A 25,216-nucleotide genomic window follows, 5' to 3' on the forward strand; every position below is an offset into this window, starting at 1 on the left:
TATAAATATAATAAAAAATCGATAACTTGTAAAAATAGTTGCATTAAAATTTGATTATCAATTTTAACAAAATAAAAAAGGCGCAAGTTAATTCTTGCGCCTTTTTACTATTTTATAAGATTTTTACTTTTCGATTTCTCTCATCGAATCCATTTTTTTATGTGCCAAGAAACCGGCAACATCTTCAAAATGCTCTTTAACTCTTTTGTTTCCGAATTCAAAAACCTTTGTTGCTAATCCGTCAAGGAAATCACGATCGTGAGAAACCAAGATTAAAGTTCCGTCAAAATCACGTAATGCATCTTTGATAATGTCTTTTGTTTTCATATCCAAATGATTCGAAGGCTCATCCAGAATCAACAAATTAACCGGCTCAAGCAATAATTTAATCATTGCCAAACGTGTTTTTTCTCCTCCAGAAAGCACTTTTACTTTTTTAGTAATATCATCACCCTGAAACATGAAAGCTCCTAAAATATTTTTGATTTGCGTTCTAATATCTCCAACAGCAATATTATCGATAGTTTCAAAAATAGTAGCATTTTCATCTAATAATGAAGCCTGATTTTGAGCAAAATATCCAATTTGAGAATTATGACCAATTTCAACACTTCCAGAATCAACACCAATTTCTTTCATAATCGCTTTAATCATTGTTGATTTTCCTTCTCCATTTTTTCCAACAAAAGCAACTTTCTGACCTCTTTCAATTACAATATTTGCATCTTTGAAAACCACATGATCACCATATGATTTAGACATTTCTTTTACAATAACCGGATATTGCCCAGAACGTGGCGCAGGCGGAAATTTCAAGCGCAATGCTGAAGTATCCACTTCATCAACCTGAACGATTTCCAGTTTTTCAAGCATTTTTACACGCGACTGAACAGCATCTGTTTTAGAGAAAGTTCCTTTAAAACGATCAATAAACGCTCTATTATCAGCAATCATTTTTTGTTGCTCATCATAAGCTTTTTGCTGATGAATACGACGATCTTTTCTTAATTCCAAGTAATGAGAATATTTAGCTTTGTAGTCATAAATTCTTCCCATTGTTACTTCGATAGTTCTGTTTGTAATATTATCTACAAACGCTCTATCGTGCGAAATTACCACAACAGCTTTCGCAGAAGTCAACAAAAACTCTTCTAACCACTGAATACTTTCGATATCCATGTGGTTTGTTGGCTCATCCAGCAAAATCAAATCTGGTTTCTGCAATAAAATCTTTGCAAGCTCGATACGCATTCTCCATCCTCCAGAAAATTCAGAAGTCTGACGTCCAAAATCTTCACGATCAAAACCTAAACCAACTAAAATCTTTTCAACTTCAGCTTCGTAATTTATTTCTTCAATTGCATAAAATTTCTCGCTTAAATCCGAAACTCTTTCGATCAATTTCATGTATTCGTCACTTTCGTAATCAGTACGAACGGTCAATTGCTCATTGATTTCATCAATTTCGGCTTTCATTTTGAAAATTTCGCCAAAAGCTTTTGAAGCTTCTTCCATTACAGTCGAACCATCTTTTGTTAATAAATGCTGAGGCAAATAAGCTACTACAGCATCTTTTGGAGTCGAGATACTTCCAGTTGAAGGTTTGTTTTCTCCTGCAATAATTTTTAAAAGTGTCGATTTTCCCGCACCGTTTTTACCCATAAGGGCAATTTTATCATTTTCATTTATAGCAAAAGAAACATCGCTAAAAAGTGTAGTTCCGCCAAACTGAACCGAAATATCGTTAACTGTAATCATTTGTCTTTGTTAATTTGTTTAATCGGTTAATCGTTTATTTGACCACCCATTTTTTTCGTGGTGCAAAGATAGATTTAATTAGATAATGTGCCAATTTGATAATTAGATAATTTTGAAAATGTGTCAATTAGACAATATTCTAATTGAATAATGCTTAAACTGCAACAAACGAAAGCTTAATAGTCTTTTCATATTTCAAAATTTTAATCTTATCTTGTATAAGAATTTAAAAATCAGCAAAATATGAAAACAAAATTAAAACTGATGGCTTATCTGATTGCAGGATTATTATTTGGATTTTCTGCAAATGCGCAAAAAACGGTAATTAAAAAAGAAGCTTTACCGGCAAATGCACAAACATTTTTAAAAACACATTTTGGATCTAAAAAGCCAAGTTATATATTGCAAGACAAAGAAATACTTTCTATAGAATATAAAGTTCAATTTGACAAACAACTCGAAATCGAATTTGACAAGAAAGGAAACTGGAAAGAAGTAGATGGTAAAAATGATAAAATTCCAAAATCTATTATTCCGAAAAAAATTGCTTCTTACATAAAAACAAATTTTCCTAAAGAAAAAGTGACCAAAATAGAAATCGGATCTTCAGGTTATGAAACAAAACTAACCAACGGCTTAGAATTAAAATTCAATTTGAAAGAAGATTTTATTAAAATAGACAAATAAGTTAAATTTGAAAATGTGTCAATTTGATAATGAGATAATTAGAAAATATATCAATTAGATAATCCCTAAATCCTAAAAAAATTACACTCGATCCCTAAACTGGACTGAAGCCCAGCCCTAAAATATAATAGGTTCCTGCGGAACAACAAGAGAGCCTATGGGCTCGGGCTATATTGTAGCGGTGGACTTCAGTCCAGTTTAACATGCAAACATGCAACAAAACAAAACCCGACAGATTTTAAAAAAACCGTCGGGTTTGAAAAATTATCTAATTAATCTTTTCTCCATTTTTTTGTTTCCTCAAAAATATGCTCTAAGATTGAAGCTTCAACTTCGTCGAATTCAATATTTCTTCTTCCCATAACCAATTTAGCTGTTTCAAATGCTTTTTTAGTTACATAAGTTGTAAATCCTGCAGCACCGCCCCAAGAGAAACTCGGAACAAAATTACGAGGAAAGCCAGAACCAAAAATATTGGCACTTACACCAACTACAGTTCCGGTATTAAACATGGTATTGATTCCGCATTTACTGTGATCTCCCATCATTAAACCACAAAACTGAAGCCCTGTTTTTGCAAAACCTTCTGTTTCGTAGCTCCATAATTTCACTTCTTCGTAATTATTTTTTAGGTTTGAATTATTTGAATCTGCACCAATATTACACCATTCACCTAAAACAGAATCGCCTAAAAATCCGTCATGACCTTTATTTGAATTTTGGAATAAGACTGAATTTTTAACCTCTCCTCCTATTCTTGATCCCGGGCCAACTGTTGTTGCACCGTAAATTTTGGCGTTTAGTTTCACCATAGCATTTTCACATAATGCAAAAGGCCCTCGAATTACAGTTCCTTCCATAATCTCGGCATTCTTACCTATATAAATTGGTCCTGTCGAAGCGTTTAAAGTTACAAACTCTAATTTTGCACCTTCTTCGATAAAAATATTTTCAGGCGCAATAACATTTACACTTTTAGGAATTGGCTGTGATTTTCTGTCTTCGGTCAAAAAAGCAAAATCGGCGCGAATTGCTGCGTCATTTTTTGAAAAAATATCCCAGGTATGTTCAACTGTCAAACAATCTTCGTTGTACTGAATGATTTCATACGAATCAAAATCAACTTCTTCTTGATTTTCTGAAGCAAAAAAAGCAATTACATCATCACCTTTAAAAATGGCTTGATTTGCCTTTAAATCAGAAACCATTTCAGCAAGCTTATCATTTGGCAAATAAGCGGCGTTGATCATTACATTTTCCTCCATTTCCACCATGGGAAATTTTTCAGATAAATATTCTTCAGTAATTGTTGTTATAGTTGAACCAAGGCGCATTTCCCATTTTTGACGAATTGTCGTAATTCCGATAAGAATATCAGCCACAGGCCTTGTAAAAGTAAAAGGTAATAAAGCATTCCGAACGGGACCGTCAAAAAGAATGTAATTCATAAATAAAAAAATTTGGTACTTGTTAAAATTTTGATTTGGTTATCGGGATCAAAGTTACAAATATTTATCTGGTTTCATAAAAAGCCATTTTAATGATAAGCATAATTTAAAGCATAAAAAAAGCCTTCCAAATCTGGAAGGCTTTTGTATGATTTAAAACAGCTATTATTTTTTAGCGTGTTTAGCGTATTTAGTTTTGAATTTATCAATACGTCCTGCAGTATCGATAAGTTTAGATTTACCAGTATAAAAAGGGTGAGATGTTCTAGAAATCTCCATTTTTACAACTGGATACTCAACTCCGTCAACTTCAATTGTTTCTTTTGTATCTGCAGTAGATTTAGTGATAAAAACGTCATCATTTGACATGTCTTTAAATGCAACTAATCTGTAATTTTCTGGGTGAATTCCTTTTTTCATCTTTCTTTTTATTTATTGTTTGGAGTATTTTTATTTTGAAGCTTTTTCATGGTTAGAAAAAGGTATAAACAAGCGATACTCTTTTTTGTTTAAAAATTTAATTATTTTTGAGTGTGCAAATTTACAATTCTTTTTTAATAAACAAATACTTAACTCACTTTTTTTTAGTTTATTTCGAAAAGCTTTTTTTATCTATGATTATAGTGGGAATTACTATATTTGTGGATTAATTTTAAAACATATAGAAATATGATTAATGAAGTTATAAAAAAGAATGGTATTACTTATGGTGTAATGATTGGAATTGCATCTGCATTATTCACTGCAACTATCTATGCTGTTGATTTAAATTTATTCACTGCATGGTGGATGGGTATAATAGGTATAGCAATAAGTATTACGATAAGCATTATTTTGCTTTCTAAAACTAAGAAAGAATTAAAAGGTGTTTTTCCGTTTAAAGATGCTTTTACCACTTATTTTATAGCTGCCGTGATTGGCGTTGTGATTTCTACAACTTTTAACATTCTTTTATTTAACGTTATTGATCCAGGTGCAAAAGACACTTTAAACGAAATAATGATCAAATATACTGCAAACATGATGCAGAAATTTGGAGCTCCGGCTTCGTCTATCAATGAAGCAATTGAAAAAATGAAAGCAAGCAGTCCTTACTCGACTTTCGAATTATTAAAAGGATCTGCTTTTGCAATAGTAATCAGTGCCATTTTCGGATTAATTTTCGCAGCATTTTTCAAAAGCAAAACTACTCAAGAATAAAAAACATAAATGAATTTATCTATACTTATACCGCTTCTAAACGAGGAGGAATCGCTTAAAGAACTCTATTCGTGGATCATTAAAGTGATGCAATCTAACAATTACTCTTATGAAATCATTTTTGTAGATGATGGAAGTACAGATGATTCTTGGAATATTATTGAAAGCTTTTCAAATGAAAATCCTAATGTAAAAGGAATTCGTTTCATGAAAAACTTCGGAAAATCTCAGGCGCTGCATGCTGGTTTTGCAAAAGCTCAGGGTGATGTCATTATTACAATGGATGCTGATTTACAAGACAGCCCAGATGAAATTCCGGGTTTATATGAAATGATCACAGCTCAGAAATATGATTTGGTTTCTGGCTGGAAAAAGAAACGCTACGACTCAGTTGTAGCAAAAAATCTGCCTTCAAAATTATTTAACTGGGCGGCCAGAAAAACTTCGGGCGTTGAATTAAATGATTTTAACTGCGGATTAAAAGCATATAAAAACACGGTTGTTAAGAATATCGAAGTATCTGGCGAAATGCACCGATACATTCCGGTTTTGGCAAAAAATGCAGGTTTCAGTAAAATTGGCGAAAAAGTGGTAATTCACCAAGCTAGAAAATATGGTGAAACAAAATTTGGAATGGAACGTTTTATAAACGGTTTTCTGGATTTGATTACCATTTGGTTTTTGTCAAGATTCGGAAAAAGACCAATGCACTTATTTGGCGCGATTGGTTCTTTGATGTTTATTATCGGTTTTTTGTCTGCTGGATACATTGGAGTTTCAAAACTGTACCATATGTATACCGGAATGAAATACAGCTTAGTTACAAATAATCCTTGGTTTTACATTGCTTTGACCACAATGATTTTGGGAACTCAGCTATTTCTTGCAGGATTCTTAGGTGAAATTATCTTAAGAACCAAAAGTAACGAGGCACGTTATAAAGTAGCCCGCGAAGTTAATTTTTAACATAAAAGCCCAAACCCTGATGGGAACGGCATCCTTTTGTGGTGGTCCCGATAGCTATTGGAAACCGCAAAAGATATAGTGGACAGCAGGAATCAGCTCCTGAAAAAACTTATCTTTAAATTAAAATTTACATAAAAAATATTGACATGAATATAGCACCTAATATATTAAGCGCCGTTAATGAATGGTTAACACCTACATTTGACAAAGAAACGCAAGCTGCAGTTAAGGAATTAATGACAACTTCTCCAAAAGAACTCGAAGAAAGTTTTTATAAAAATTTGGAATTTGGAACTGGCGGAATGCGTGGTGTAATGGGAGTTGGAGACAACAGAATCAATAAATATACACTTGGAAAAAACACTCAGGGATTATCTGATTATTTGCATGAAGTTTTTCCAAACGAGCCTTTAAAAGTGGTTATTGCTTATGACTGCCGTCATAATAGTAATACTTTAGCAAAAGTGGTTGCGGATGTTTTCTCTGCAAACGGAATTCAGGTTTATTTATTTTCAGACCTAAGACCAACTCCAGAATTATCTTTTGCACTTAAATACCTAGGATGCCAATGCGGAATTGTTTTGACTGCTTCTCACAATCCACCAGAATATAACGGTTACAAAGTATACTGGCAAGATGGCGGGCAAATTGTTCCTCCGCAAGACAAAGCCATTATCAATGTAATTGAAAATTTAGGCTACGACAAAATTAAATTTGACGCAAACGAAAGCTTGATCAAATACATCGACACTGATATTGATAAAGCTTTTGTAAAATCGTCTATCGAAAATGCAAGTTTTAATACTCCGGCTGAAGCCAAAGACAACTTGCAAATTGTTTTCACTTCATTGCACGGAACTTCTATAAAATCTATTCCTGATACTTTATCACAGGCAGGTTACAAAAATGTTCACATTGTTCCGGAACAGGCAATTCCTGATGGGGATTTCCCAACAGTAAAATCTCCAAATCCAGAAGAACCAGAAGCTTTAACAATGGCTTTAGCTTTAGCAGACAAAACAAATTCTGATATTGTTGTAGGAACAGATCCTGATTGTGACCGTTTAGGCGTTGCTGTTCGCAATAACGATGGTAAAATGATTTTGTTGAACGGAAATCAAACGATGATTTTGATGACTTCTTTCCTATTGAAACAATGGAAAAAAGCTGGAAAAATCAACGGAAAACAATTCGTGGGTTCAACAATTGTTTCAACTCCTATGATGATGGAATTAGCAACTAGCTATGGTGTTGAATGCAAAGTGGGATTGACAGGTTTTAAATGGATTGCAAAAATGATCAAAGATTTCCCGGAACTTCAATTTATTGGAGGTGGTGAAGAAAGCTTTGGTTTCATGGTTGGTGATGCTGTTAGAGATAAAGATGCGGTTGCGGCAACCTTATTAATATGCGAAGTTGCGGCACAGGCAAAAGCTGCGGGATCTTCTGTTTACAAGGAACTTTTACAACTTTATGTTGAAAATGGTTTTTACAAAGAATATTTGGTGTCTTTAACTAAAAAAGGAATGGAAGGTTTAGAAGAAATCAACCAAATGATGATCAATTTGCGTCAGAATCCTTTGAAAGAAATCAACGGACAAAGAGTGATTATGGTTGAAGATTACGATTCATCAATTGCTTTAAATTTATTAACCGGCGAAGAATCTACAATGGATATTCCAAAATCAAATGTATTGATTTATTACACAGAAGACGGATCTAAAATTTGCGCAAGACCAAGTGGAACTGAGCCAAAAATCAAATTCTATATCAGCGTAAATGCAGAAATCGAATCGGTTTCTGATTTTGAGGAAGCCGAAAAATTCTTAGACGAGAAAATACAGAATATTATTGCAGACATGCAATTGAATTAATAAAATACACATACATCTTTTAAAAACCCGATAACTTATAAAGCTATCGGGTTTTAATGGTAAAAAAACACCTAAATGAGTAATTTCAAAAAAATAGTTCCTTTTATATATCCATATAAAAAATACGCATTCTTAAATATCTTTTTCAACATTTTGTATGCGCTTTTTAGCACGCTGTCATTTGTTGCCCTAATTCCTATGCTCCAGGTTTTATTTGACAAAACGAAAGAGATTTACACAAAACCAACATATCATGGCATTTTAAAACTCCAGAAATATGGACAAGATTATTTAAGCTATTATATTACTACAACAAAAGGAGACCATGATCCTGGTTTTATTTTATTTGTAATGGTTGCCATAATTATTTCGATCTTTTTATTAAAAAACCTATCCGATTATCTGGCAATGTTTTTTATTAACTTTTTAAGAAATGGTGTTTTAAGAGATATGCGAAATGCGTTGTATAAAAAAACATTGGAATTGCCTTTGGCTTTTTATTCTGAAAAAAGAAAAGGAGATGTTATCTCAAGAATATCTGCTGACGTGAACGAGGTACAAAACTCATTTTTAGCCATACTGGAACTTATTGTAAAAGAACCACTTACGATAATTTTCACTATAATTATGATGCTGATTTTAAGCGCAAAACTTACCATATTTGTTTTTATTTTTATTCCGATTTCTGGATATATCATTTCGTTAATTGGAAAACAGCTGAAAAAACAATCTTCAAAAGCACAACAGGAACAAGGTGCTTTTTTATCTACAATTGAAGAAACTATCGGTGGTTTGAAAGTGGTAAAAGGATATAATTCTGAAAACTATTTCAATACTGTTTTTCAGAACTCTACTCAACGTTTCTTTAATTTATCAAACAGCATAGGGAACCGTCAAAATTTAGCTTCACCTGCAAGTGAGTTTATGGGAATTACTGTAATTGCCATTTTGCTTTGGTATGGAGGCCAAATGGTTTTAATCGATAAAACATTAGAAGGCGCAACATTTATTGCCTATATGGGATTAGCCTATAACATTCTTACGCCAGCAAAAGCGATTTCTAAAGCTTCATACGGAGTAAAAAGAGGAAATGCTGCAGCTGAACGTGTTCTTGAAATTTTAGAACAGGAAAATACTATTGTTTCTAAAGAAAATGCCATTGAAAAAACAACTTTTGATAGCAACATCAACATTCAAAACATCAATTTTAAATATGAAAGTGAAACAGTTTTAAAAGACTTTTCTCTTCAAATTAAAAAAGGTCAAACTGTTGCTCTTGTTGGTCAGTCTGGAAGCGGAAAAAGTACAATTGCAAATTTATTAACTCGTTTTTATGATGTTAATGACGGAACGATTTCAATTGATGGAATTGATATTAAAGACATGAATCTACAATCGCTTCGTAGTTTGATGGGATTGGTTACTCAGGACAGTATTTTATTCAATGATACAATCAAAGCAAACATTTCATTAGGAAAACTTGATGCAACTGACGATGAAATTATAGAAGCATTAAAAATTGCCAACGCATATGAATTTGTAAAAGATCTTCCACAAGGAATTTATACTAATATTGGAGATAGTGGAAACAAACTTTCAGGCGGACAAAAACAGCGTTTATCTATAGCAAGAGCCGTATTGAAAAATCCTCCGATTATGATTTTGGACGAAGCAACATCAGCATTGGATACTGAAAGTGAGAAATTCGTTCAGGTTGCCCTTGAAAATATGATGCAAAACAGAACTTCAATCGTAATTGCGCACAGACTTTCAACTATTCAAAAAGCAGATGCTATTATTGTGATGCAAAAAGGAAGAATTGTAGAACAAGGAACGCACGAAGAATTAATTGCTCTTGACGGAACTTACAATAAACTGGTAACCATGCAATCTTTCGAGTCTTAAGATCGAGCTGAAACCAAATTAATTTATTACAGATTAAAGAAATATTAAATCTATATTTAATTTCTTTAATCTGTTTTTATTTTTATAACTTTAGGTAGCTTTTGACTAATCTCCTAAAAATGTACCTTAATAACCCGAATATAAAACTGCCCGAAGATCCCGAAACTGTAGTTTGGAAATATCTAGACTTATCTAAATTCCTGGATTTATTACTTTCGAAGAAATTATTCATGTCGCGTTCAGACAAATTTGAAGATCAATATGAAGGTACTTTTAGCGAACCGACTTACGAAGAAATCAAAAAACTGGCCGTTGACAATCCTGACTTTTTGAATTATTACAAAACACATCGGGAGCAGGTTGCGATAAGCAGTTGGCACATCAATGAATATGAATCGTTTGCAATGTGGCAGATTTTTACACAAAACAGCGAAGGTCTTGCTATTCAATCTACAATTGGAAGATTGCAAAAAGCTTTGAATCCTGAAAACAATTTTGATCAATATATAGGCGAAGTAAATTATATCGACTACAAAAAAGAATATATCCCTTTTAACGATTTATTCTTTCCGTTTTTATTTAAAAGAAAAAGCTTTCAATATGAACGAGAAGTCCGCATTATTACCGATACTTCAAAAAGTACAATAAAATTAAATGATGGTTTAAAAATCAATGTTGATATCAATCAACTGATTGAGAAAATTTACATCCATCCAAAATCTGAAAACTGGTATAAAAAATTGGTTATAGAATTGGTTGAACGACTGGGTTTTGGTTTTGAAATTGAAAAATCAGATTTAGAAAGTGATATTTTAATCTAAGGTTCTAAGTTTTTTTTGCCACAGATTGCACAGATTAAATGATTTTATTTCCATGTCATTATAAAGAAAGCCTGTTAAATATTTAACAGGTTTTCTTTATGTCATAGATTTGAAAACCTTAGATCCTTAGCGTCTTAGCAACTCAGAACCTTAGATAGGCTTATAGGCCTTAACTTCCCATTTTTTCGTAGCTAAATCTATATAATTATAATGAAGAACATCGTTTTTATCGAATTGACCATTTTGGTTGGTATCTTCAATTGTTCTGAAGTAAATTCGATTTTTTGATTCGATTAAACTCCAGTCTACTAATTCCTGAAGATCTGGAGAAATTTTCGTGAAGTTTTCTCCACTAATATCACTCAAATACAACGTTTTAATATCTCCGGTATCAATTTTCCCATCTTTATTAGTATCCGAATCTGTTAAGGTGTACACCATTACTTTGTTCTGAGTTTTATCTGCAACCGTTTTTAAATAAGTAGCTGTTAAAATCAAAACTGGTTTATCTGATAATGGCCTAATAGAATCTGAATCAACTTTCTGGAATTTTAAATTTTGCAAATAACCAGTGATTTCATATTCGCCCAAATTAGAAATCGTAAAACTAACATCATTTACACTTGAAGAACCATAGCGCGCTTTTGAACCTCTTTCATATACTCGCAGATCGCCAACTGGGTGAATTAAATAATTCGTTCCTTCCATCTGTATAGGAAGATCGGCAATCTCAATCTGCGTAGAATCTGTTTTGGCTACAACACTTGTTTTGTTTGAAGCATCATAAATTACTTTCGGCTTCTTCACTTCGTCCTTACAACTCACTGTAGTTCCGACAATTATTAAGGCGATATATTTTAGATAATTTTTCATTTACGGCAATTATATTAGAATATCAAATATACTATTTTTGATTGTAAATTTTGGTTTTATTCAATTTAACTAAAACGATGATATTTAAAAGTACAAGTCCTAAATAACCTAATGAAAGTGATCGCCACTTTTGTTTAAAAAAAGAAACTTGAAAATTACGCTCTTGTTCTTCTCTTTCATTTTTTCGCATCCAGAGTCTCTGTTGTGCCATAATAGCTCCGGTATCACAATTCATTCTATAATGCTTAGTAGTATCTTTAACTTTTTTATAAGTATTACTGCTTCCTAAAATATAAATATCATTATTATTTATAGTCCAAGTCGGAGCCTTCTCCTCATCAATGATATCTATAATTCTGATAAAAGTTTCATAATATGTTTTTGGCCCAAAATGTATTTTCACGCCATTTAAAGTATCTTTATCAGCTACCAATTTTCTAAGATAAAGCTTCACTTCATTCAATTCTTTATTACCATCTAGATCACTTCCATCAAAACTAAACACCTTATAATTCCGTAAAGCAGCAACCTTATATTTTTCAAAATCATTTTTATTAGGCATTCCTAATCCTATAGCATTATAAACCTTAAAAGCATCAACTTTATAAAAATGATAAAAACAGAATAACGGAATAAAAACCAAGGAAATCATTCCTGGAACGTAAAAAATTCTTTTTCTTTTTTCACGTTTTTCGATCATAACCTTGCATTTAACTTAATGTTAAAAACTCTCGAAGTCATGTAATTTGGAATCGCATATTGATTTTTAGAATACACATCACGAACCCAAGCATTTGTAATTGCATTTTGATTATTAAAAAGATTAAAAATTTCCAATCCAACTGATAATTCTTTAAAATCCTTCAACCATTTCGCTTTAGCAACTTTTGTACTGCTGTCCACAAAAACTTTGGCAAAGCCTACATCTGCCCTTCTGTAATCATTCAATCGGTTTTGATATAAATAAGGATCTGAATATGCCGGAGCACCACCAGGCAAACCTGTGTTATAAACTAGATTCAGATACAATCTTACACTTGGAATATTGGGCATATAATCCTGAAACAACATGGCAAATTTTAAGCGCTGATCTGTTGGTCTGGCAATATATCCTTTATCTTCATAATTTTCCTCGGTTTTCATATATCCAAAACTTACCCACGATTCGGTTCCTGGAACAAATTCTCCATTCAACCTGAAATCAAAACCTTGAGCGTAAGCTTTCGCATTATTATTGGCAATATATCGAATTCTTACATTGTCAATCGAATACACATTTACATCTGAAAGTGATTTGTAATACACCTCCGTTACCCATTTAAAAGGTCGGTTCCACATTTTAAAATTGTAATCATTTCCTAAAACAATATGTACCGATTCCTGCGCTTTAACATTCGGATTTACAACTCCGTCTAAATCACGAAGTTCCCTATAAAAAGGCGGTTGATGATACAATCCTCCAGAAATTCTAAAAACCATATCCATATTCCAATCGGGCTGAATTGCAAATTGTGCACGCGGACTCACAACAATTTGATCTTTCCCTTCAACCAATGCCCCTTGAACATTCCAACTTTGAAAACGTGCGCCTAGATGATACCAAACCTGACTTGAGCCAATTGCTGTTTTTTTATTAAATTGAGCATACCCAGCAAGCCTATTTATAGTGTTAAAGTTTGTTGCCCGAATATCCTGATACGGCAATAACGGACCAGTATATGGTTGATACGGCTGATTATTTTTTGGCAAAATTACCAAAGGCGGATTAATTGAAAATCCAGCAGAATCAATCACTTCCCACTCCACAACACGATCACGAATCGATTCCCGGGTGTATTTCAAACCAAATTCAAGCTGACTGTCATTCAGCCATTCCTTAAATCCTTTAATTTCAGCATTTGCTATTAAAGCATCCAAATCATTACGTGCATGATTAAGCTGCGAACCAATACCGCGCGTAAAATCGATATTTTCGACGTTGCCCTCTTCATCAACATTTCCTAAACGATATTGTGCCAAAATATCAAAATGTTCCTGTTCAGTGGTATGGAAAAGCGAACCAATCAATTTAAAAGTCAAACTTGGCGAGGCTTTATAAGTTGTTTTTAAAGCACCAAAATAAGTCTCGTATTTATCTTTTTCCTGACCTTCATAATAAACCGTCAAAGCCATTGGCTGATCGATAGTTCCAAAATTTGTCTGGCGCGTTAATGGTTGGTAGGAATATTTGTTCTGCGAAATATTTCCAAGAAAACTCATTTGCCATTTTTCTGAAATATCATAATTAACATTCGTCTGAATATCTGCAAAAACCGGAGTATAATTCGTTTCCGTATCTTGACTATTTACCAAAAGGCTATTATTTCGATAACGAATTCCTGTGACTGCTGACCACTTCTTGTTTTTAGAAACCAAATCAACAGCAGCACTTCCTCCTAAAAAACTAGCTTCAAAAGCAGCACCAAAGTGAGTTGGTTTTCGGTACGTAATATCTAAAACAGAGGATAATTTATCTCCAAATTTTGCTTGAAATCCTCCAGCCGAAAAATCAACATTTTGAACCAGATCAGTATTAGTAAAACTCAAACCTTCCTGTTGGCCTGACCGAATCAAAAACGGACGATAGACTTCTACTTCGTTAACATACACTAAATTTTCGTCGTAATTTCCACCACGAACTGCATATTGCGTACTTAATTCATTATTCGAATTTACGCCGGGTAATGTTTTTAAAATATTTTCGATTCCGGCATTTGCGCCTGGAATCTTTTTAATCGTTTCCGGCTCTACAGTTACAATTCCCTGAACGCGTTTTTTATTTTTTGAAGAAACAAAAACCTCACCCATTTGTTCCGCAGAATTGTTCATCACCGGATTAAAAAGAAAAACTTCGCCAGGCTTTAAACTTACTGACAAACTCAACATTTTTAAAGAAATATGAGTAAAAATCAGGGAAACTTTTTTGTTTGAAGGCAGTTCAATATCAAAAACACCATTCGAATCAGACTGAACCACATTTCCTAAACACGAAACATTCACGTCGGCAACCGGACTATTTTCAGTATCTAAAATAACACCTTTAACATGAGCGTTTTGAGCAAATGTCGCATGGCCAAGGCATGCAAAAAAGAAAACAAGTATTAGCTTATAAGTATTCAAACGTTTTGATTTTATTTTTGTTGACTTCTAAAAAAATGAGTTTCAAAAACGGCGACATTTCCAACATTATCAGTCACTTCGACTTTTAAATCATTTGCTCCTTCAGCCACTAATGCATCATCAAAAGTATGTGTAATTTTTCTGGTTTTATTATCATATTCAAACAAAATCCAATTTCCGTTTAAATAACCATTATAAGATTTAATGCCAGATGCAGCATCGCTAATTGTTAATTGAATTTTCTTCACATCACTAATCCATTTGTCCTGAATAGATTTAGCGATAGTAATTTTAGGAGCAATTGTATCGAGAACCAGCCCGAATTGCCCTAACGTTTTTGATTTTGCCGTAAAAACATCACCCTTTCTTGAAGTTGCATTATAACTGCCACTTCTTCCAATAAAAAGTTTATCTCTCAAAGTCTCTTCATACGAATCGTCTTTAATGGTAACTGTAAAATTAGAATGTACAGGTACAACATCATCGTGAACATATATTTTGTTGTTTTTCACATCAAAATTCAGATTGAAATCATCATAAAAAGTTCCAGCCGGAAAAAATACCGACATATTGTCTTTTTCAAAATTAGCATCTCTGTTTGCTTTAATAAAATAGGGCGAAGTTACAGGTGTTTCAGCAACAACAGGTGTAGCTGTATCATATTCAACAGGAACATTAATTGTAGTCATGTTTCCAAAATAATCAGAAACTTCAATTCGGTACATTGAAGCTAGATTCGGCTCGACCGGAATAATTCCTCGCAGAGAATCTGTTTTTATAATGCTTAAAGCAAAAGGCGTTTTCATAAAAAGCTTCTGTACGCGCTGACCTGATTTTTTATATTTCGGATAATCGATAAATGCATTTATATAACGCATTTCATCAAACGAATAAGTATTAAATTGATAATTAAAATTTTGATTTCCGTTTAAAAAAGTTGAAACATTAAAAACGCCATTTTTATTTCCTGAAACGTCATCAAAATCGACAGCCGTTATTCCGAAACCAATTTTTCCATTCGCTTTCACTTTTCCAGCCAAATAAGTCCCGTCTTTTTGAAGCGACAAATTCAGCATCATGGGTTGTTTTGACTGATTAGCTGCTGTGTTTTCCATTGGATAAACATAAAGATTCGAAACAGAAGGCTTTTTAGTATCCGTGAAATTTTTGTCAAAGCCAAAAAACATCGGATTAATTACGAATTCTGTTTTGGTATCCCGAATTTCAAAATGAAGATGTGGTCCTTCAGACGAACCTGTATTTCCAGAAAGCGCAATTAACTGGCCCTTAGTTACCGGCAATTCATCAGGCTTTGGAAACATTTCAATCTCGAAGGCTTTTTCTTTATAATGTGTTTTTTGAATATAGTCCTGAACGGGCCCAATCGCGGTCTGCAAATGCCCGTAAACAGAAGTATAACCATTAGGATGCGTGATATAAATGCATTTTCCGTTGCCAAAAGTAGAAATTTTGATTCTAGAAATATAACCATCAGCCACAGCATAAACATTCAATCCTTCCCTTTGATTTGTTTTCAGATCAAAACCAGCATGAAAATGATTCGGTCTCAACTCTCCAAAATTTCCTGAAAGCTGCATAGGAATATCAAGCGGGGCGCGAAAATAATCTGTAGGATATTGAGTCTGAGCAGAAATAAATTGGCAGAATAATAAGGTGAATATCGAAAATTTCATAAGCAACATTTTTGCTAAGGTAAAAAAATAAGAGCCGAAATCCGAGGATTTGGCTACAAAAATACAATTAACTGAATTTCATTGATTTGCCTATTTTAACTACAAAAAAATCGATAAAAAATTGCATTAATAAAAAGGAATACTAACTTTGTATGATTAAGTAATGAATAGGATTTATAATGAGTGTAATTGCCGAAATAATTGATACTCTTGAATATAAAGTCGAGAAGCTTTTTGAGAAATCAAAAGGTTTGGAGAAAAACAATCAGGATTTACAATTAGAATTAGCCAAAGCTGTGCAAATCATCCAGAAACAATCTGAAGAAATTGAGGCTTTGAAGAAGCAATATGAGACACTTAAAATAGCCAATTCGTTGCTCGGCAGCGACAATAACAAGAGAGAGACAAAGCTTAAAATAAATTCATTAATTCGCGAAATTGATTACTGTATAGCACAACTATCAGATTAGTAAAACATGGACGGAAAGCTTAGAATCAAAATATCAATTGCAGATCGTGTTTACCCATTAACGGTTGAACCATCTCAAGAGGAAGGACTTAGAAGTGCTTCTAAAAAAATTGATGCAATGATAAAGCAGTTCGAAGAAAATTACGCAGTTCGCGACAAACAAGATGTATTAGCTATGTGTGCATTGCAATTTGCATCACAGGTTGAACAAAAACAAATTGATAACGCAATCGATGGAGAAGAAACCATCGAAAGAATTAAGAAATTAAATTTGCTATTAGATCAATATCTCGAAAAATAAACGTTCTTTACAGAAACTAAGATACTGCCTACATTAGTTCACAATTGGTAAACTCAACACTAACAATTTAGAATGAGCAAATCGTCGCTACTATAGTATGCCCTCCTTTTGGCTGGGAAACTTGAACAGTGAGTTAGCTCAAAACTTGTCTTTACGAGTTTATACAAGCAATTAATGTAGGCTTTTTTTATATATAAACCTTAACAAACATGGACATCATAACGATCATTATTGGTATTGTAGGAATTGCAGCAGGTTTTGCAATTGCTAAAATCATCGAAAAAAGTAATATTTCTAATCTAATCAAAAACGCTAAAAAAGAAGCAGCTTCTATTTTAAAAGATGCTAATTTGGAAGCTGAAAATATTAAAAAAGATAAAATTCTTCAGGCAAAAGAACGTTTTATCGAATTAAAATCAGAGCACGAACAAGTTATTTTAGCAAGAGACAAAAAAGTTGCTGAAGTAGAAAAACGTGTGCGCGATAAAGAATCTCAGGTTTCAAATGAACTTTCGAAAGCTAAAAAAGTAAACGACGACTTTGAAGCTAAAACTCAGGAATACATTAATAAAATTGAGATCCTAGACAAAAAACAAGCTGAAGTTGACAAATTACACAAAAGTCAATTACAGCAGCTTGAAGTAATTTCTGGATTGTCTGCTGAAGAAGCAAAAGAGCAATTAATTGAAGGCTTAAAAGCTGAGGCTAAAAGCAAAGCTATGTCGCATATTCAGGATACTATTGAAGAAGCTAAACTTACTGCACAGCAGGAAGCTAAAAAAATCATCATCAATACTATTCAAAGAGTTGGAACTGAAGAGGCGGTTGAAAACTGTGTTTCTGTTTTCAACATTGAATCTGATGATGTAAAAGGTAGAATTATTGGTCGTGAAGGACGTAACATTAGAGCTTTAGAATCTGCAACGGGTGTAGAAATTATTGTTGATGATACTCCGGAAGCTATTATCCTTTCTTGTTTTGATCCGGTTCGTAGAGAAATTGCTCGTTTGTCATTGCACAAATTAGTAACTGACGGACGTATTCACCCGGCAAGAATCGAAGAAGTTGTTGCTAAGACTGCAAAACAAATCGACGACGAAATTATTGAAGTTGGTAAACGTACTGTAATCGATTTAGGAATTCACGGGTTACACCCTGAATTGATTAAAGTTGTGGGTAGAATGAAATATCGTTCTTCTTACGGACAAAACTTATTACAGCACTCTAGAGAAGTTTCTAAACTTTGTGGTATCATGGCTGCCGAATTAGGGTTAAATGTAAAACTGGCAAAAAGAGCTGGTTTGCTTCATGATATTGGTAAAGTTCCGGATACAGAAAGTGATTTACCTCACGCACTTTTAGGAATGCAATGGGCTGAAAAATATGGTGAGAAAGAAGAGGTTTGCAATGCAATTGGAGCACACCACGACGAGATTGAAATGAAATCATTATTATCTCCAATTATTCAGGTTTGTGATGCTATTTCAGGTGCAAGACCAGGCGCAAGACGTCAGGTTCTTGATTCATACATTCAACGTTTGAAAGACCTTGAAGAAGTGGCTTACGGATTTAGCGGAGTTAAAAATGCTTATGCAATTCAGGCAGGTAGAGAACTTCGTGTAATTGTAGAAAGCGAAAAAGTTTCGGATGACAATGCTGCAAATTTATCATTCGAAATTTCGCAAAAAATACAAACAGAAATGACTTATCCAGGTCAGGTAAAAGTAACAGTAATTAGAGAAACAAGAGCAGTTAATATTGCTAAGTAATTCTCTTTTAAACATAAACAATAAAGGCTATCTTTTGAGATAGCCTTTATTGTTTTATAATGGTTTGAAAAAATTAAATTACAAATCGCCAAATATAATTTTAAAACTTGTCCCAACTCCTACTTCACTTTCAACACAAATACTTCCTTTCATAGCTTCGATTTGATTTCGAGTGATATAAAGGCCAATTCCACGCGCATCTTCATGTTTATGGAATGTCTTATACATTCCGAATAAAAGATCACCATGAATAGCCAAATCGATCCCTAAACCATTATCTGTAATCTTCAACGATTTGTAACCATCCGGCTCAATTGCAAAATCAAAAACAATTAAGGGATCGCGATCCGGATGTGCATATTTAATTGCATTTGTTGTAAAATTCAGCAACACACTTTCGAGATACGCCGGATTAAAATTAATGGTCAAATAATTAGGCACATTATTTACTATCGTAACATTTTTACGTTTATCATAACCTTTTATCGCTGCAATTGTTTTTTCAATATATTCACAGAGTTTCAAGGGAACAACTGCAATATTGATATTACTTTGTGTTTTTACAATTTGAGTTAAATTTGAAATTGTATCATTCAAATCGTTCGAAACGGTTCTTAAATGCAGCAACATTTCGCTTATGGTTTGTTTATCAACATCGGCATCTATAAAGTCTAAAATTGATTTTATATTCCCTGCCTGAGTATTTAGATTGTGCGAAACAATATGCGAGAAATTTAGCAATCGACTATTTTGATCACTGTATAACTTCATTGTTTTTAAAAGCTCCAGCTCTTTTTCTTTTTGCTGAGAAACATCGGTATGTGTGCCAATTACGCGCAAAGGCTTGCCATTTTCATCGCGTTTAATCACTTTTCCGCGATCAAGAATCCATTTGTAATTCCCGCTTGAAGTCATTACACGATGGTAATTTTCGTAATATGGAATTTTGTTATCAAAATGATCATGAATGTCCGAATAATATTTTGGAAGATCATCAGGATGAACAATTTTATCCCAGCGTTCCGGATCATCAAAAACATCTGTCGATTCTACTTCTAAAATTTTAAGCGAAAGCGAAGAATAAAAAACCCGATTGGTCACCATATCCCAATCCCAAATTCCAACTGTAGAAGCGTCTAAAGCAAACTGAAAACGTTCTTCGGATATTCGAAGCCTTTCTTCTTTATCTTTTAAATCTGTGATATCAGAAACATGACCAAAAAAACTCACGTTTCCGTCTGGAGATAATTCCGTTTTTGAAGCTACTTTAAACCAGCGAAGCCCTTTTTTTGGCAAAACTGCTCTAAACTCAACTTCCCAAGGTTTAATTTCTTTTCGCGCTTTAACTAAAGATTGAAAAAACAAATCACGGTCCTGCGGAAAAATCCTATCGTAAACAATTAATTTAATATCGTTTGTAAATTCTTTGGCAGAAATCTCAAATATATCATCAGCAGATTTGCTGACAAGAGGAAAAGAATAATTGTTATTGTTATCAATTACAAATTGAAAAAGCAAATCGGGCATTTCAGCCAACAATTTTTTGTAAAAATTATTTACTTCCAGACAATCTTCATTTCCATAGCAATCAAAAACCATACAATAACATTTATAAAAAGCGAGTCAATTTTACCTCAAAAAACGAAAAACATGCAGTTCATCGATTTTATTTACTTTTAGTAGAAATTATCATACAATATATTAATTTTTGAAATAAAAATTAGCTTTAAAGCAAAAAAATCACTTTCTGGGATGAAAAGTATGCATTACTTCCTTTAAAAAACTTCGATCCAAATGCACATAAATTTCGGTTGTCGTAATCGATTCATGCCCGAGCATTAATTGAATTGATCGTAAGTCGGCACCATTTTCTAAAAGATGAGTAGCAAAAGAATGACGCAGTGTATGCGGACTAATATTTTTATGCAAACCAACTCTCACAGCCAAATCTTTTATAATGGTAAAAATCATAGCACGGGTAAGCTGATTTCCTCGTCGGTTTAAAAACAATGTATCTTCGAATCCTTTTTTGATAATCAAATTAGGGCGAACTTCATCTTTATAAATTTCAATATATTTTTTGGTCAACTTCCCAATGGGTACAAAACGTTCTTTATTTCCTTTTCCTGTTATTTTTATAAACCCTTCATCAAAATATAAATCAGATATTTTTAACGTGGTTAATTCTGAAACACGAAGACCGCAGCCATATAACGTTTCAAGTATAGCCCGGTTTCGTTCTCCTTCGTTTGAACTTAGATCAATTGCTGCAATTAAAGCGTCTATTTCTTCAACAGATAAAGTATCAGGTAATTTTCTTCCAGTTTTTGGACTCTCGATTAATTCCAATGGATTATCATTTCTATAATCTTCAAAAATCAAATAATTAAAAAAGCTTTTCAATCCAGAAATTATTCTAGCCTGTGAACGTGGATTTACTTCTTTTGCAACCGAATAAATAAACTGCTGTAAAGTTTCATCTGAAATTTTTACTGGCGAAACCTCAATTTTATTTTGTTCCAAAAAAAGGCATAACCGCTCAATATCAAACTCATAGTTTTCGATTGTGTTTTTAGACAAGCCTCTCTCAATTCGCAAATACGATTGATAATCTTTTATATATCGGTCCCAATTCATAATTACAAAGTAAATACTTTTTAGAAATAAAAAAACCTTCCTGGAATTAAGAGGAAGGTTTTCAAAATATATGCTTTTCTTAAATTAGAATTTGTACCCTACAGATAGAGAGAAAACACCGTTGTGAGCTTTTGCATAATCAGCAGCTTCACCATCAATCATATTAGATAATCCAATATTATAACGAACACCTGCAGAAAATTTATCTGTAAAATCATAACCTGCACCTAAATTAATTCCAAAATCAACAGATTTAAAACTGTCTTTAACATCTTCTTCTGCAGAATTTCCTAATACTGTCGCTTCTGCTTTTGCATTAACAAGAAATCCTATTTGAGGACCAGCTTCAACATTAAATTTTTCAACGATATAATATTTTGCCATAATAGGTAAATTAATATACGCTAATTTATAATTAAGTTCAGCATCATATACATTCCCCTCGTACTCAAATTCTCCCTTTTCCTTTGCACCTTGTGTAGAATACAAAAGTTCTGGCTGAATAGCAAATTTTTCAGAAAGTTTTATTTCGGCAAAACCCCCAACATGAAAACCAACTTTCGATGATGCATTCTCAATATCTCCCGTTATAGTAGATACATTCAAACCACCTTTTACTCCAAATTTAACATCTTGAGCATTTGCAAAACCGAATGCCATTACTGCAACTGCAGATAAAATAATTTTTTTCATTACAATTTATTTTTGGTTAAAATTAATAGGCCAAATATAGAAGCACCAAAATCAATAACCTTACGGAAAAGCGTAAAAGCAAAATTTCTTTATGATTTTTTAAAAATTTGATTACAATTCAAACCTCATTTTACTTCAAATTTAACTTCCTTAGCATTCATAAATACATATGCTACAACTACATAAGCATATAAAACTTTTTTTTTATTCTTATAATTTCTTTCTTTGATTAAATTAATTAACAATAAATAATATAATACGAATAAAAAAAGCCTCCTGATTAGGAGGCTTTACAAATATAATTCTAGATCATTAGAATTTATATGCTAAAGATAGTGCAAGGTTGCTATTTTTAGCACTGTCATAATAATCATCTGCATTATCCACATCTTCATCACTAAGCGGAGACAAACCAATAGTATATCGAAGACCTACAGAAAAATTATCAGTAAAACTGTATCCGGCTCCAATATTAAAACCAAAATCTACAGATCTTGTAAAATCTTTAATATCCTCACCTTCCGCTTTAGCCGACAATAAAATACCTAATTGTGGACCAGCTTCAACATTAAACTTTTTATCAATTATGTAATATTTGGCCAATACCGGAATATTCAAATAATTTAATTTAACATCGCCATCAGATCCAAAAGGGCCGTCAACTTTAGTTCCTTGAGCAGAATACAAAAGCTCTGGCTGAATAAAAAATTTCTCAACAACGTGAATTTCCGCAAAACCACCTACGTGGAAGCCTACCAAAGATTTAGTATTTTCTACCTCTCCTCCTACAACATTTGAAATATTTAGACCTCCTTTTATTCCAAATCTTGTATCCTGAGCATTACAAAATGCAAAAGCCATTAGTGCAATGGCAGATAAAATAAGTTTTTTCATTCTGATTTATTTTGGGTTAAAATTTAATAAATCAAATATAAAACTATACCTACTAAAAATCAATTAGTTTTTTAACAAATAAATTAGTACTATGCAACCTCAAACAAGAAAAGCCCTCCTCAAAATTGAGGAAGGCAATCAAACACTAACTAATATTTTTTTTAGAAGTGCAATGCAAATCCAACATTGAATTGGAAAACATCTTTTCCATAATCTTCGTTCATAGAAATATTGTAACGTAATCCTGGCTCAATAGAAACATTATTTCCAATAAACCATGCATAACCTCCTTGTAAGCCTAAATAAGAAGGATTTTCATTCGCATCTTTCACACTGGCTCCTGTATAAGAAGCTTCAAGGGGAAATTTATTTAATAAATAATATTTCGCACCAACTTTATACGAAATTGCATTAACACTGTGTCCAAGATCATTATATCCAAGACCAGCTTTGACAGCTAAATTATCAGCTACAAAGTAACCTCCTTCAGCACCGACACTCCAAGAAGTTTCTCCATCTTCAGATTTTAATTGAAAACCAGTGTTACCAACGTTCGTATTGCCTCCAAATCCCGTATTAGCTTCAATTAACCATTTCCCTTTTGCGGTTTGTTCTTGTGCATTTGCGAAACCAAAAGCCATAACTGCGATAGCTGCTAAAATTAATTTTTTCATGATTTTATTTTTAATTACTCAGTCAAAAGTAAAATTATACGTATTAAAAAAAGACCACTAAAAGAAATCAAAATAACAAAATAAGACAGAATTAAACTACAAAAAAAAATATTGATTTAAAATATTTAATTGAATATCACATTTCAGAACTATCGAAAATTAAAAAAAACATGATAATTTTAATAATTTGTAAAAACATCATGTAAAAACAATAAAAGCAAAATAATATAGTTTTGAATTGTAGATAACATATAAATACCAATTTTTAAAAACATTTTTATGAAGAAATTATTTTTAGCAGCTGTAATGTTCCTGGCAGCATCAACTGCAATACACGCACAATTATTAAAAATCGGGGTAAAAGCTGGGGTTAACTTTGCAAATCAGCATGGTGATGCTAGTTTTGATGGAATTTCTGTTGATAAGGAAGGACTGACAAGCTATCATGCAGGTTTAGTAGCAGAATTAAAATTATTAGAAAAATTTTCGATTCAGCCAGAGCTTTTGTATTCAACACAAGGAGCAACTTATAAAAATGCTGTTGACGAATTTAAAAATGAACTTGGATATTTATCTATTCCAGTGATGGCTAAATTCTATATGACTAAATCTCTAAGTTTAGAAGTTGGTCCGCAAGCATCGTTTTTATTGAGCAATAAAAAAGAATTTGATGTTCAGGACCCTAAAACTTTTGACTTTGCAGTTAACGCCGGACTTGGATTAAAAATCACTGAAGGCCTTTTTGTTCAGGCACGTTATGGTTTAGGACTTACAGAAGTTTCTACTCATGCAGATCTTAAAAACTCAGTATTTCAGCTTTCTGCTGGATTCATGTTCTAAAAATATTTCACATACTTTTACAAAAACCGCTCTATTAATTAGTGCGGTTTTTTTATTTTTACAAAAATTCAATCTCAATTGCAAAAACCAATTGCAAGATCAATATTCATTGCAAATAATTTTAAATATGAAAATCTGCATTATCAACGGACCCAATTTAAATCTTTTAGGAAAAAGAGAACCAGAAGTTTACGGAAGCCAAACTTTTGAAGATTATTTTGAAACGTTGAAAGAGAAATTTCCAAATGTTGAGCTTTCCTATTATCAAAGCAATATTGAAGGAGAATTGATTGGCAAAATTCAGGAAGTTGGATTTTCATTTGATGGAATTATTCTGAACGCCGGTGCGTATACGCACACTTCTATAGGCTTAGGCGATGCGATGAAAGCGGTTACAACTCCTGTAATCGAAGTTCATATTTCAAATACTTATGCACGCGAAAGTTTCAGACATCAATCGTATTTATCTGGAAATGCAAAAGGCGTTATTTTAGGTTTCGGACTTAAAAGTTATGAATTAGCTATTCAATCTTTTTTGTAAAGCATTTTTAACA

The 25,216-nt window shown here is 32.8% G+C and carries 23 protein-coding genes; 11 read left to right on the forward strand and 12 right to left on the reverse strand.

Annotated features, from left to right (window positions below; all coding sequences use genetic code 11):
- Positions 1-123: 123 nt before the first annotated feature.
- On the reverse strand, positions 124-1,758 hold the full coding sequence (locus ACWA1B_RS16130; protein WP_456908611.1) for an ABC-F family ATP-binding cassette domain-containing protein: 1,635 nt from the start codon (positions 1,756-1,758) through the stop codon (positions 124-126).
- A 243-nt stretch (positions 1,759-2,001) separates the two neighbouring features.
- On the opposite strand from ACWA1B_RS16130, the gene ACWA1B_RS16135 reads away from it, so the two are divergent.
- Complete coding sequence (locus ACWA1B_RS16135) at positions 2,002-2,445, forward strand: PepSY-like domain-containing protein (protein ID WP_456908613.1); 444 nt, start codon at positions 2,002-2,004, stop codon at positions 2,443-2,445.
- 272 nt (positions 2,446-2,717) lie between these two features.
- Here ACWA1B_RS16135 and ACWA1B_RS16140 read toward each other — a convergent pair whose 3' ends face one another.
- Together ACWA1B_RS16140 and ACWA1B_RS16145 are read right to left on the reverse strand one after the other, a co-directional pair.
- Positions 2,718-3,893 carry a GlmU family protein gene (locus tag ACWA1B_RS16140; RefSeq protein ID WP_456908615.1) on the reverse strand — a complete coding sequence of 392 codons (1,176 nt, stop codon included), beginning with the start codon at positions 3,891-3,893 and terminating at the stop codon, positions 2,718-2,720.
- A gap of 165 nt (positions 3,894-4,058) precedes the next feature.
- Positions 4,059-4,313 carry a type B 50S ribosomal protein L31 gene (locus tag ACWA1B_RS16145; protein ID WP_011921626.1) on the reverse strand — a complete coding sequence of 85 codons (255 nt, stop codon included), beginning with the start codon at positions 4,311-4,313 and terminating at the stop codon, positions 4,059-4,061.
- 249 nt (positions 4,314-4,562) lie between these two features.
- Between ACWA1B_RS16145 and ACWA1B_RS16150 the strand changes: the two genes are divergently transcribed.
- The 5 genes from ACWA1B_RS16150 (at position 4,563) to ACWA1B_RS16170 (ending at position 10,659) form a co-directional block, all read left to right on the forward strand.
- Entirely contained in the window at positions 4,563-5,093 is a 531-nt protein-coding gene (locus ACWA1B_RS16150; protein ID WP_035649711.1) for a DUF4199 domain-containing protein, read from the forward strand.
- 9 nt (positions 5,094-5,102) lie between these two features.
- Complete coding sequence (locus ACWA1B_RS16155) at positions 5,103-6,059, forward strand: glycosyltransferase family 2 protein (protein WP_142451809.1); 957 nt, start codon at positions 5,103-5,105, stop codon at positions 6,057-6,059.
- Between the two features lie 146 nt (positions 6,060-6,205).
- Positions 6,206-7,933 (forward strand): phospho-sugar mutase, encoded by a 1,728-nt coding sequence (locus ACWA1B_RS16160; RefSeq protein WP_456908618.1) that lies wholly within the window; start codon positions 6,206-6,208, stop codon positions 7,931-7,933.
- Between the two features lie 75 nt (positions 7,934-8,008).
- The gene (locus tag ACWA1B_RS16165; protein ID WP_456908620.1) at positions 8,009-9,838 is read left to right on the forward strand and encodes an ABC transporter ATP-binding protein; all 1,830 of its coding nucleotides are present in this window, start codon (positions 8,009-8,011) and stop codon (positions 9,836-9,838) included.
- A gap of 119 nt (positions 9,839-9,957) precedes the next feature.
- Positions 9,958-10,659, forward strand: coding sequence for a DUF2971 domain-containing protein (locus ACWA1B_RS16170; protein ID WP_456908622.1), 702 nt, complete (start codon positions 9,958-9,960; stop codon positions 10,657-10,659).
- A gap of 150 nt (positions 10,660-10,809) precedes the next feature.
- On the opposite strand, the gene ACWA1B_RS16175 is transcribed toward ACWA1B_RS16170, so the two are convergent.
- The 4 genes from ACWA1B_RS16175 to ACWA1B_RS16190 are packed head-to-tail and all read right to left on the reverse strand — an operon-like array spanning position 10,810 to position 16,385.
- Positions 10,810-11,532, reverse strand: coding sequence for a CREC-EF hand family protein (locus tag ACWA1B_RS16175; RefSeq protein ID WP_456908624.1), 723 nt, complete (start codon positions 11,530-11,532; stop codon positions 10,810-10,812).
- A gap of 31 nt (positions 11,533-11,563) precedes the next feature.
- Positions 11,564-12,232, reverse strand: coding sequence for a hypothetical protein (locus tag ACWA1B_RS16180; protein WP_456908626.1), 669 nt, complete (start codon positions 12,230-12,232; stop codon positions 11,564-11,566).
- Complete coding sequence (locus tag ACWA1B_RS16185; RefSeq protein WP_456908628.1) at positions 12,229-14,691, reverse strand: TonB-dependent receptor plug domain-containing protein; 2,463 nt, start codon at positions 14,689-14,691, stop codon at positions 12,229-12,231. Before ACWA1B_RS16185 ends, ACWA1B_RS16180 begins: the two co-directional genes overlap by 4 nt.
- An 11-nt stretch (positions 14,692-14,702) precedes the next feature.
- Positions 14,703-16,385, reverse strand: coding sequence for a M23 family metallopeptidase (locus ACWA1B_RS16190; protein ID WP_456908630.1), 1,683 nt, complete (start codon positions 16,383-16,385; stop codon positions 14,703-14,705).
- A gap of 179 nt (positions 16,386-16,564) precedes the next feature.
- Here ACWA1B_RS16190 and ACWA1B_RS16195 point away from each other — a divergent pair, with 179 nt between their 5' ends.
- The 3 genes from ACWA1B_RS16195 to rny all read left to right on the forward strand — a co-directional run bounded on the left by ACWA1B_RS16195 (position 16,565) and on the right by rny (position 18,924).
- A complete protein-coding gene (locus ACWA1B_RS16195) occupies positions 16,565-16,855 on the forward strand; it encodes a hypothetical protein (RefSeq protein ID WP_026727596.1) in 291 nt (96 codons plus the stop codon).
- Between the two features lie 6 nt (positions 16,856-16,861).
- Positions 16,862-17,155 (forward strand): cell division protein ZapA, encoded by a 294-nt coding sequence (locus ACWA1B_RS16200; protein ID WP_456908632.1) that lies wholly within the window; start codon positions 16,862-16,864, stop codon positions 17,153-17,155.
- A 209-nt stretch (positions 17,156-17,364) separates the two neighbouring features.
- Positions 17,365-18,924, forward strand: coding sequence for a ribonuclease Y (gene rny, locus ACWA1B_RS16205; protein ID WP_456908634.1), 1,560 nt, complete (start codon positions 17,365-17,367; stop codon positions 18,922-18,924).
- A 78-nt stretch (positions 18,925-19,002) separates the two neighbouring features.
- Here rny and ACWA1B_RS16210 read toward each other — a convergent pair whose 3' ends face one another.
- The 5 genes from ACWA1B_RS16210 to ACWA1B_RS16230 all read right to left on the reverse strand — a co-directional run bounded on the left by ACWA1B_RS16210 (position 19,003) and on the right by ACWA1B_RS16230 (position 23,822).
- On the reverse strand, positions 19,003-20,523 hold the full coding sequence (locus tag ACWA1B_RS16210; protein ID WP_456908636.1) for a PAS domain-containing sensor histidine kinase: 1,521 nt from the start codon (positions 20,521-20,523) through the stop codon (positions 19,003-19,005).
- Positions 20,524-20,664: 141 nt separating this feature from the next.
- The gene (gene xerD / locus ACWA1B_RS16215) at positions 20,665-21,561 is read right to left on the reverse strand and encodes a site-specific tyrosine recombinase XerD (RefSeq protein WP_456908638.1); all 897 of its coding nucleotides are present in this window, start codon (positions 21,559-21,561) and stop codon (positions 20,665-20,667) included.
- Positions 21,562-21,645: 84 nt separating this feature from the next.
- Positions 21,646-22,254, reverse strand: coding sequence for a porin family protein (locus ACWA1B_RS16220; RefSeq protein ID WP_456908640.1), 609 nt, complete (start codon positions 22,252-22,254; stop codon positions 21,646-21,648).
- A 312-nt stretch (positions 22,255-22,566) separates the two neighbouring features.
- Positions 22,567-23,148 carry a porin family protein gene (locus ACWA1B_RS16225; RefSeq protein ID WP_456908642.1) on the reverse strand — a complete coding sequence of 194 codons (582 nt, stop codon included), beginning with the start codon at positions 23,146-23,148 and terminating at the stop codon, positions 22,567-22,569.
- Positions 23,149-23,309: 161 nt separating this feature from the next.
- Positions 23,310-23,822 (reverse strand): hypothetical protein, encoded by a 513-nt coding sequence (locus ACWA1B_RS16230; protein ID WP_456908644.1) that lies wholly within the window; start codon positions 23,820-23,822, stop codon positions 23,310-23,312.
- Between the two features lie 279 nt (positions 23,823-24,101).
- On the opposite strand from ACWA1B_RS16230, the gene ACWA1B_RS16235 reads away from it, so the two are divergent.
- A complete protein-coding gene (locus ACWA1B_RS16235; RefSeq protein ID WP_132988377.1) occupies positions 24,102-24,662 on the forward strand; it encodes a porin family protein in 561 nt (186 codons plus the stop codon).
- A gap of 127 nt (positions 24,663-24,789) precedes the next feature.
- A complete protein-coding gene (gene aroQ, locus ACWA1B_RS16240) occupies positions 24,790-25,203 on the forward strand; it encodes a type II 3-dehydroquinate dehydratase (RefSeq protein WP_035649746.1) in 414 nt (137 codons plus the stop codon).
- Positions 25,204-25,216 lie beyond the last annotated feature (13 nt).

Source organism: Flavobacterium xizangense (assembly GCF_054075145.1).

Excerpts from the sequence above, each read along its gene's own strand:
- xerD (WP_456908638.1), bottom strand. The coding sequence starts at position 21,561 with ATGAATTGGGACCGATATATAAAAGATTATCAATCGTATTTGCGAATT.
- ACWA1B_RS16235 (WP_132988377.1), top strand. The coding sequence starts at position 24,102 with ATGAAGAAATTATTTTTAGCAGCTGTAATGTTCCTGGCAGCATCAACT.
- ACWA1B_RS16150 (WP_035649711.1), top strand. The coding sequence starts at position 4,563 with ATGATTAATGAAGTTATAAAAAAGAATGGTATTACTTATGGTGTAATG.
- ACWA1B_RS16140 (WP_456908615.1), bottom strand. The coding sequence starts at position 3,893 with ATGAATTACATTCTTTTTGACGGTCCCGTTCGGAATGCTTTATTACCT.
- ACWA1B_RS16225 (WP_456908642.1), bottom strand. The coding sequence starts at position 23,148 with ATGAAAAAACTTATTTTATCTGCCATTGCACTAATGGCTTTTGCATTT.
- ACWA1B_RS16155 (WP_142451809.1), top strand. The coding sequence starts at position 5,103 with ATGAATTTATCTATACTTATACCGCTTCTAAACGAGGAGGAATCGCTT.
- ACWA1B_RS16175 (WP_456908624.1), bottom strand. The coding sequence starts at position 11,532 with ATGAAAAATTATCTAAAATATATCGCCTTAATAATTGTCGGAACTACA.
- ACWA1B_RS16180 (WP_456908626.1), bottom strand. The coding sequence starts at position 12,232 with ATGATCGAAAAACGTGAAAAAAGAAAAAGAATTTTTTACGTTCCAGGA.
- ACWA1B_RS16130 (WP_456908611.1), bottom strand. The coding sequence starts at position 1,758 with ATGATTACAGTTAACGATATTTCGGTTCAGTTTGGCGGAACTACACTT.
- ACWA1B_RS16160 (WP_456908618.1), top strand. The coding sequence starts at position 6,206 with ATGAATATAGCACCTAATATATTAAGCGCCGTTAATGAATGGTTAACA.
- ACWA1B_RS16145 (WP_011921626.1), bottom strand. The coding sequence starts at position 4,313 with ATGAAAAAAGGAATTCACCCAGAAAATTACAGATTAGTTGCATTTAAA.
- ACWA1B_RS16220 (WP_456908640.1), bottom strand. The coding sequence starts at position 22,254 with ATGAAAAAAATTATTTTATCTGCAGTTGCAGTAATGGCATTCGGTTTT.
- ACWA1B_RS16210 (WP_456908636.1), bottom strand. The coding sequence starts at position 20,523 with ATGGTTTTTGATTGCTATGGAAATGAAGATTGTCTGGAAGTAAATAAT.
- ACWA1B_RS16135 (WP_456908613.1), top strand. The coding sequence starts at position 2,002 with ATGAAAACAAAATTAAAACTGATGGCTTATCTGATTGCAGGATTATTA.
- ACWA1B_RS16170 (WP_456908622.1), top strand. The coding sequence starts at position 9,958 with ATGTACCTTAATAACCCGAATATAAAACTGCCCGAAGATCCCGAAACT.
- ACWA1B_RS16195 (WP_026727596.1), top strand. The coding sequence starts at position 16,565 with ATGAGTGTAATTGCCGAAATAATTGATACTCTTGAATATAAAGTCGAG.
- rny (WP_456908634.1), top strand. The coding sequence starts at position 17,365 with ATGGACATCATAACGATCATTATTGGTATTGTAGGAATTGCAGCAGGT.
- ACWA1B_RS16200 (WP_456908632.1), top strand. The coding sequence starts at position 16,862 with ATGGACGGAAAGCTTAGAATCAAAATATCAATTGCAGATCGTGTTTAC.
- ACWA1B_RS16190 (WP_456908630.1), bottom strand. The coding sequence starts at position 16,385 with ATGAAATTTTCGATATTCACCTTATTATTCTGCCAATTTATTTCTGCT.
- ACWA1B_RS16165 (WP_456908620.1), top strand. The coding sequence starts at position 8,009 with ATGAGTAATTTCAAAAAAATAGTTCCTTTTATATATCCATATAAAAAA.
- ACWA1B_RS16230 (WP_456908644.1), bottom strand. The coding sequence starts at position 23,822 with ATGAAAAAATTAATTTTAGCAGCTATCGCAGTTATGGCTTTTGGTTTC.
- aroQ (WP_035649746.1), top strand. The coding sequence starts at position 24,790 with ATGAAAATCTGCATTATCAACGGACCCAATTTAAATCTTTTAGGAAAA.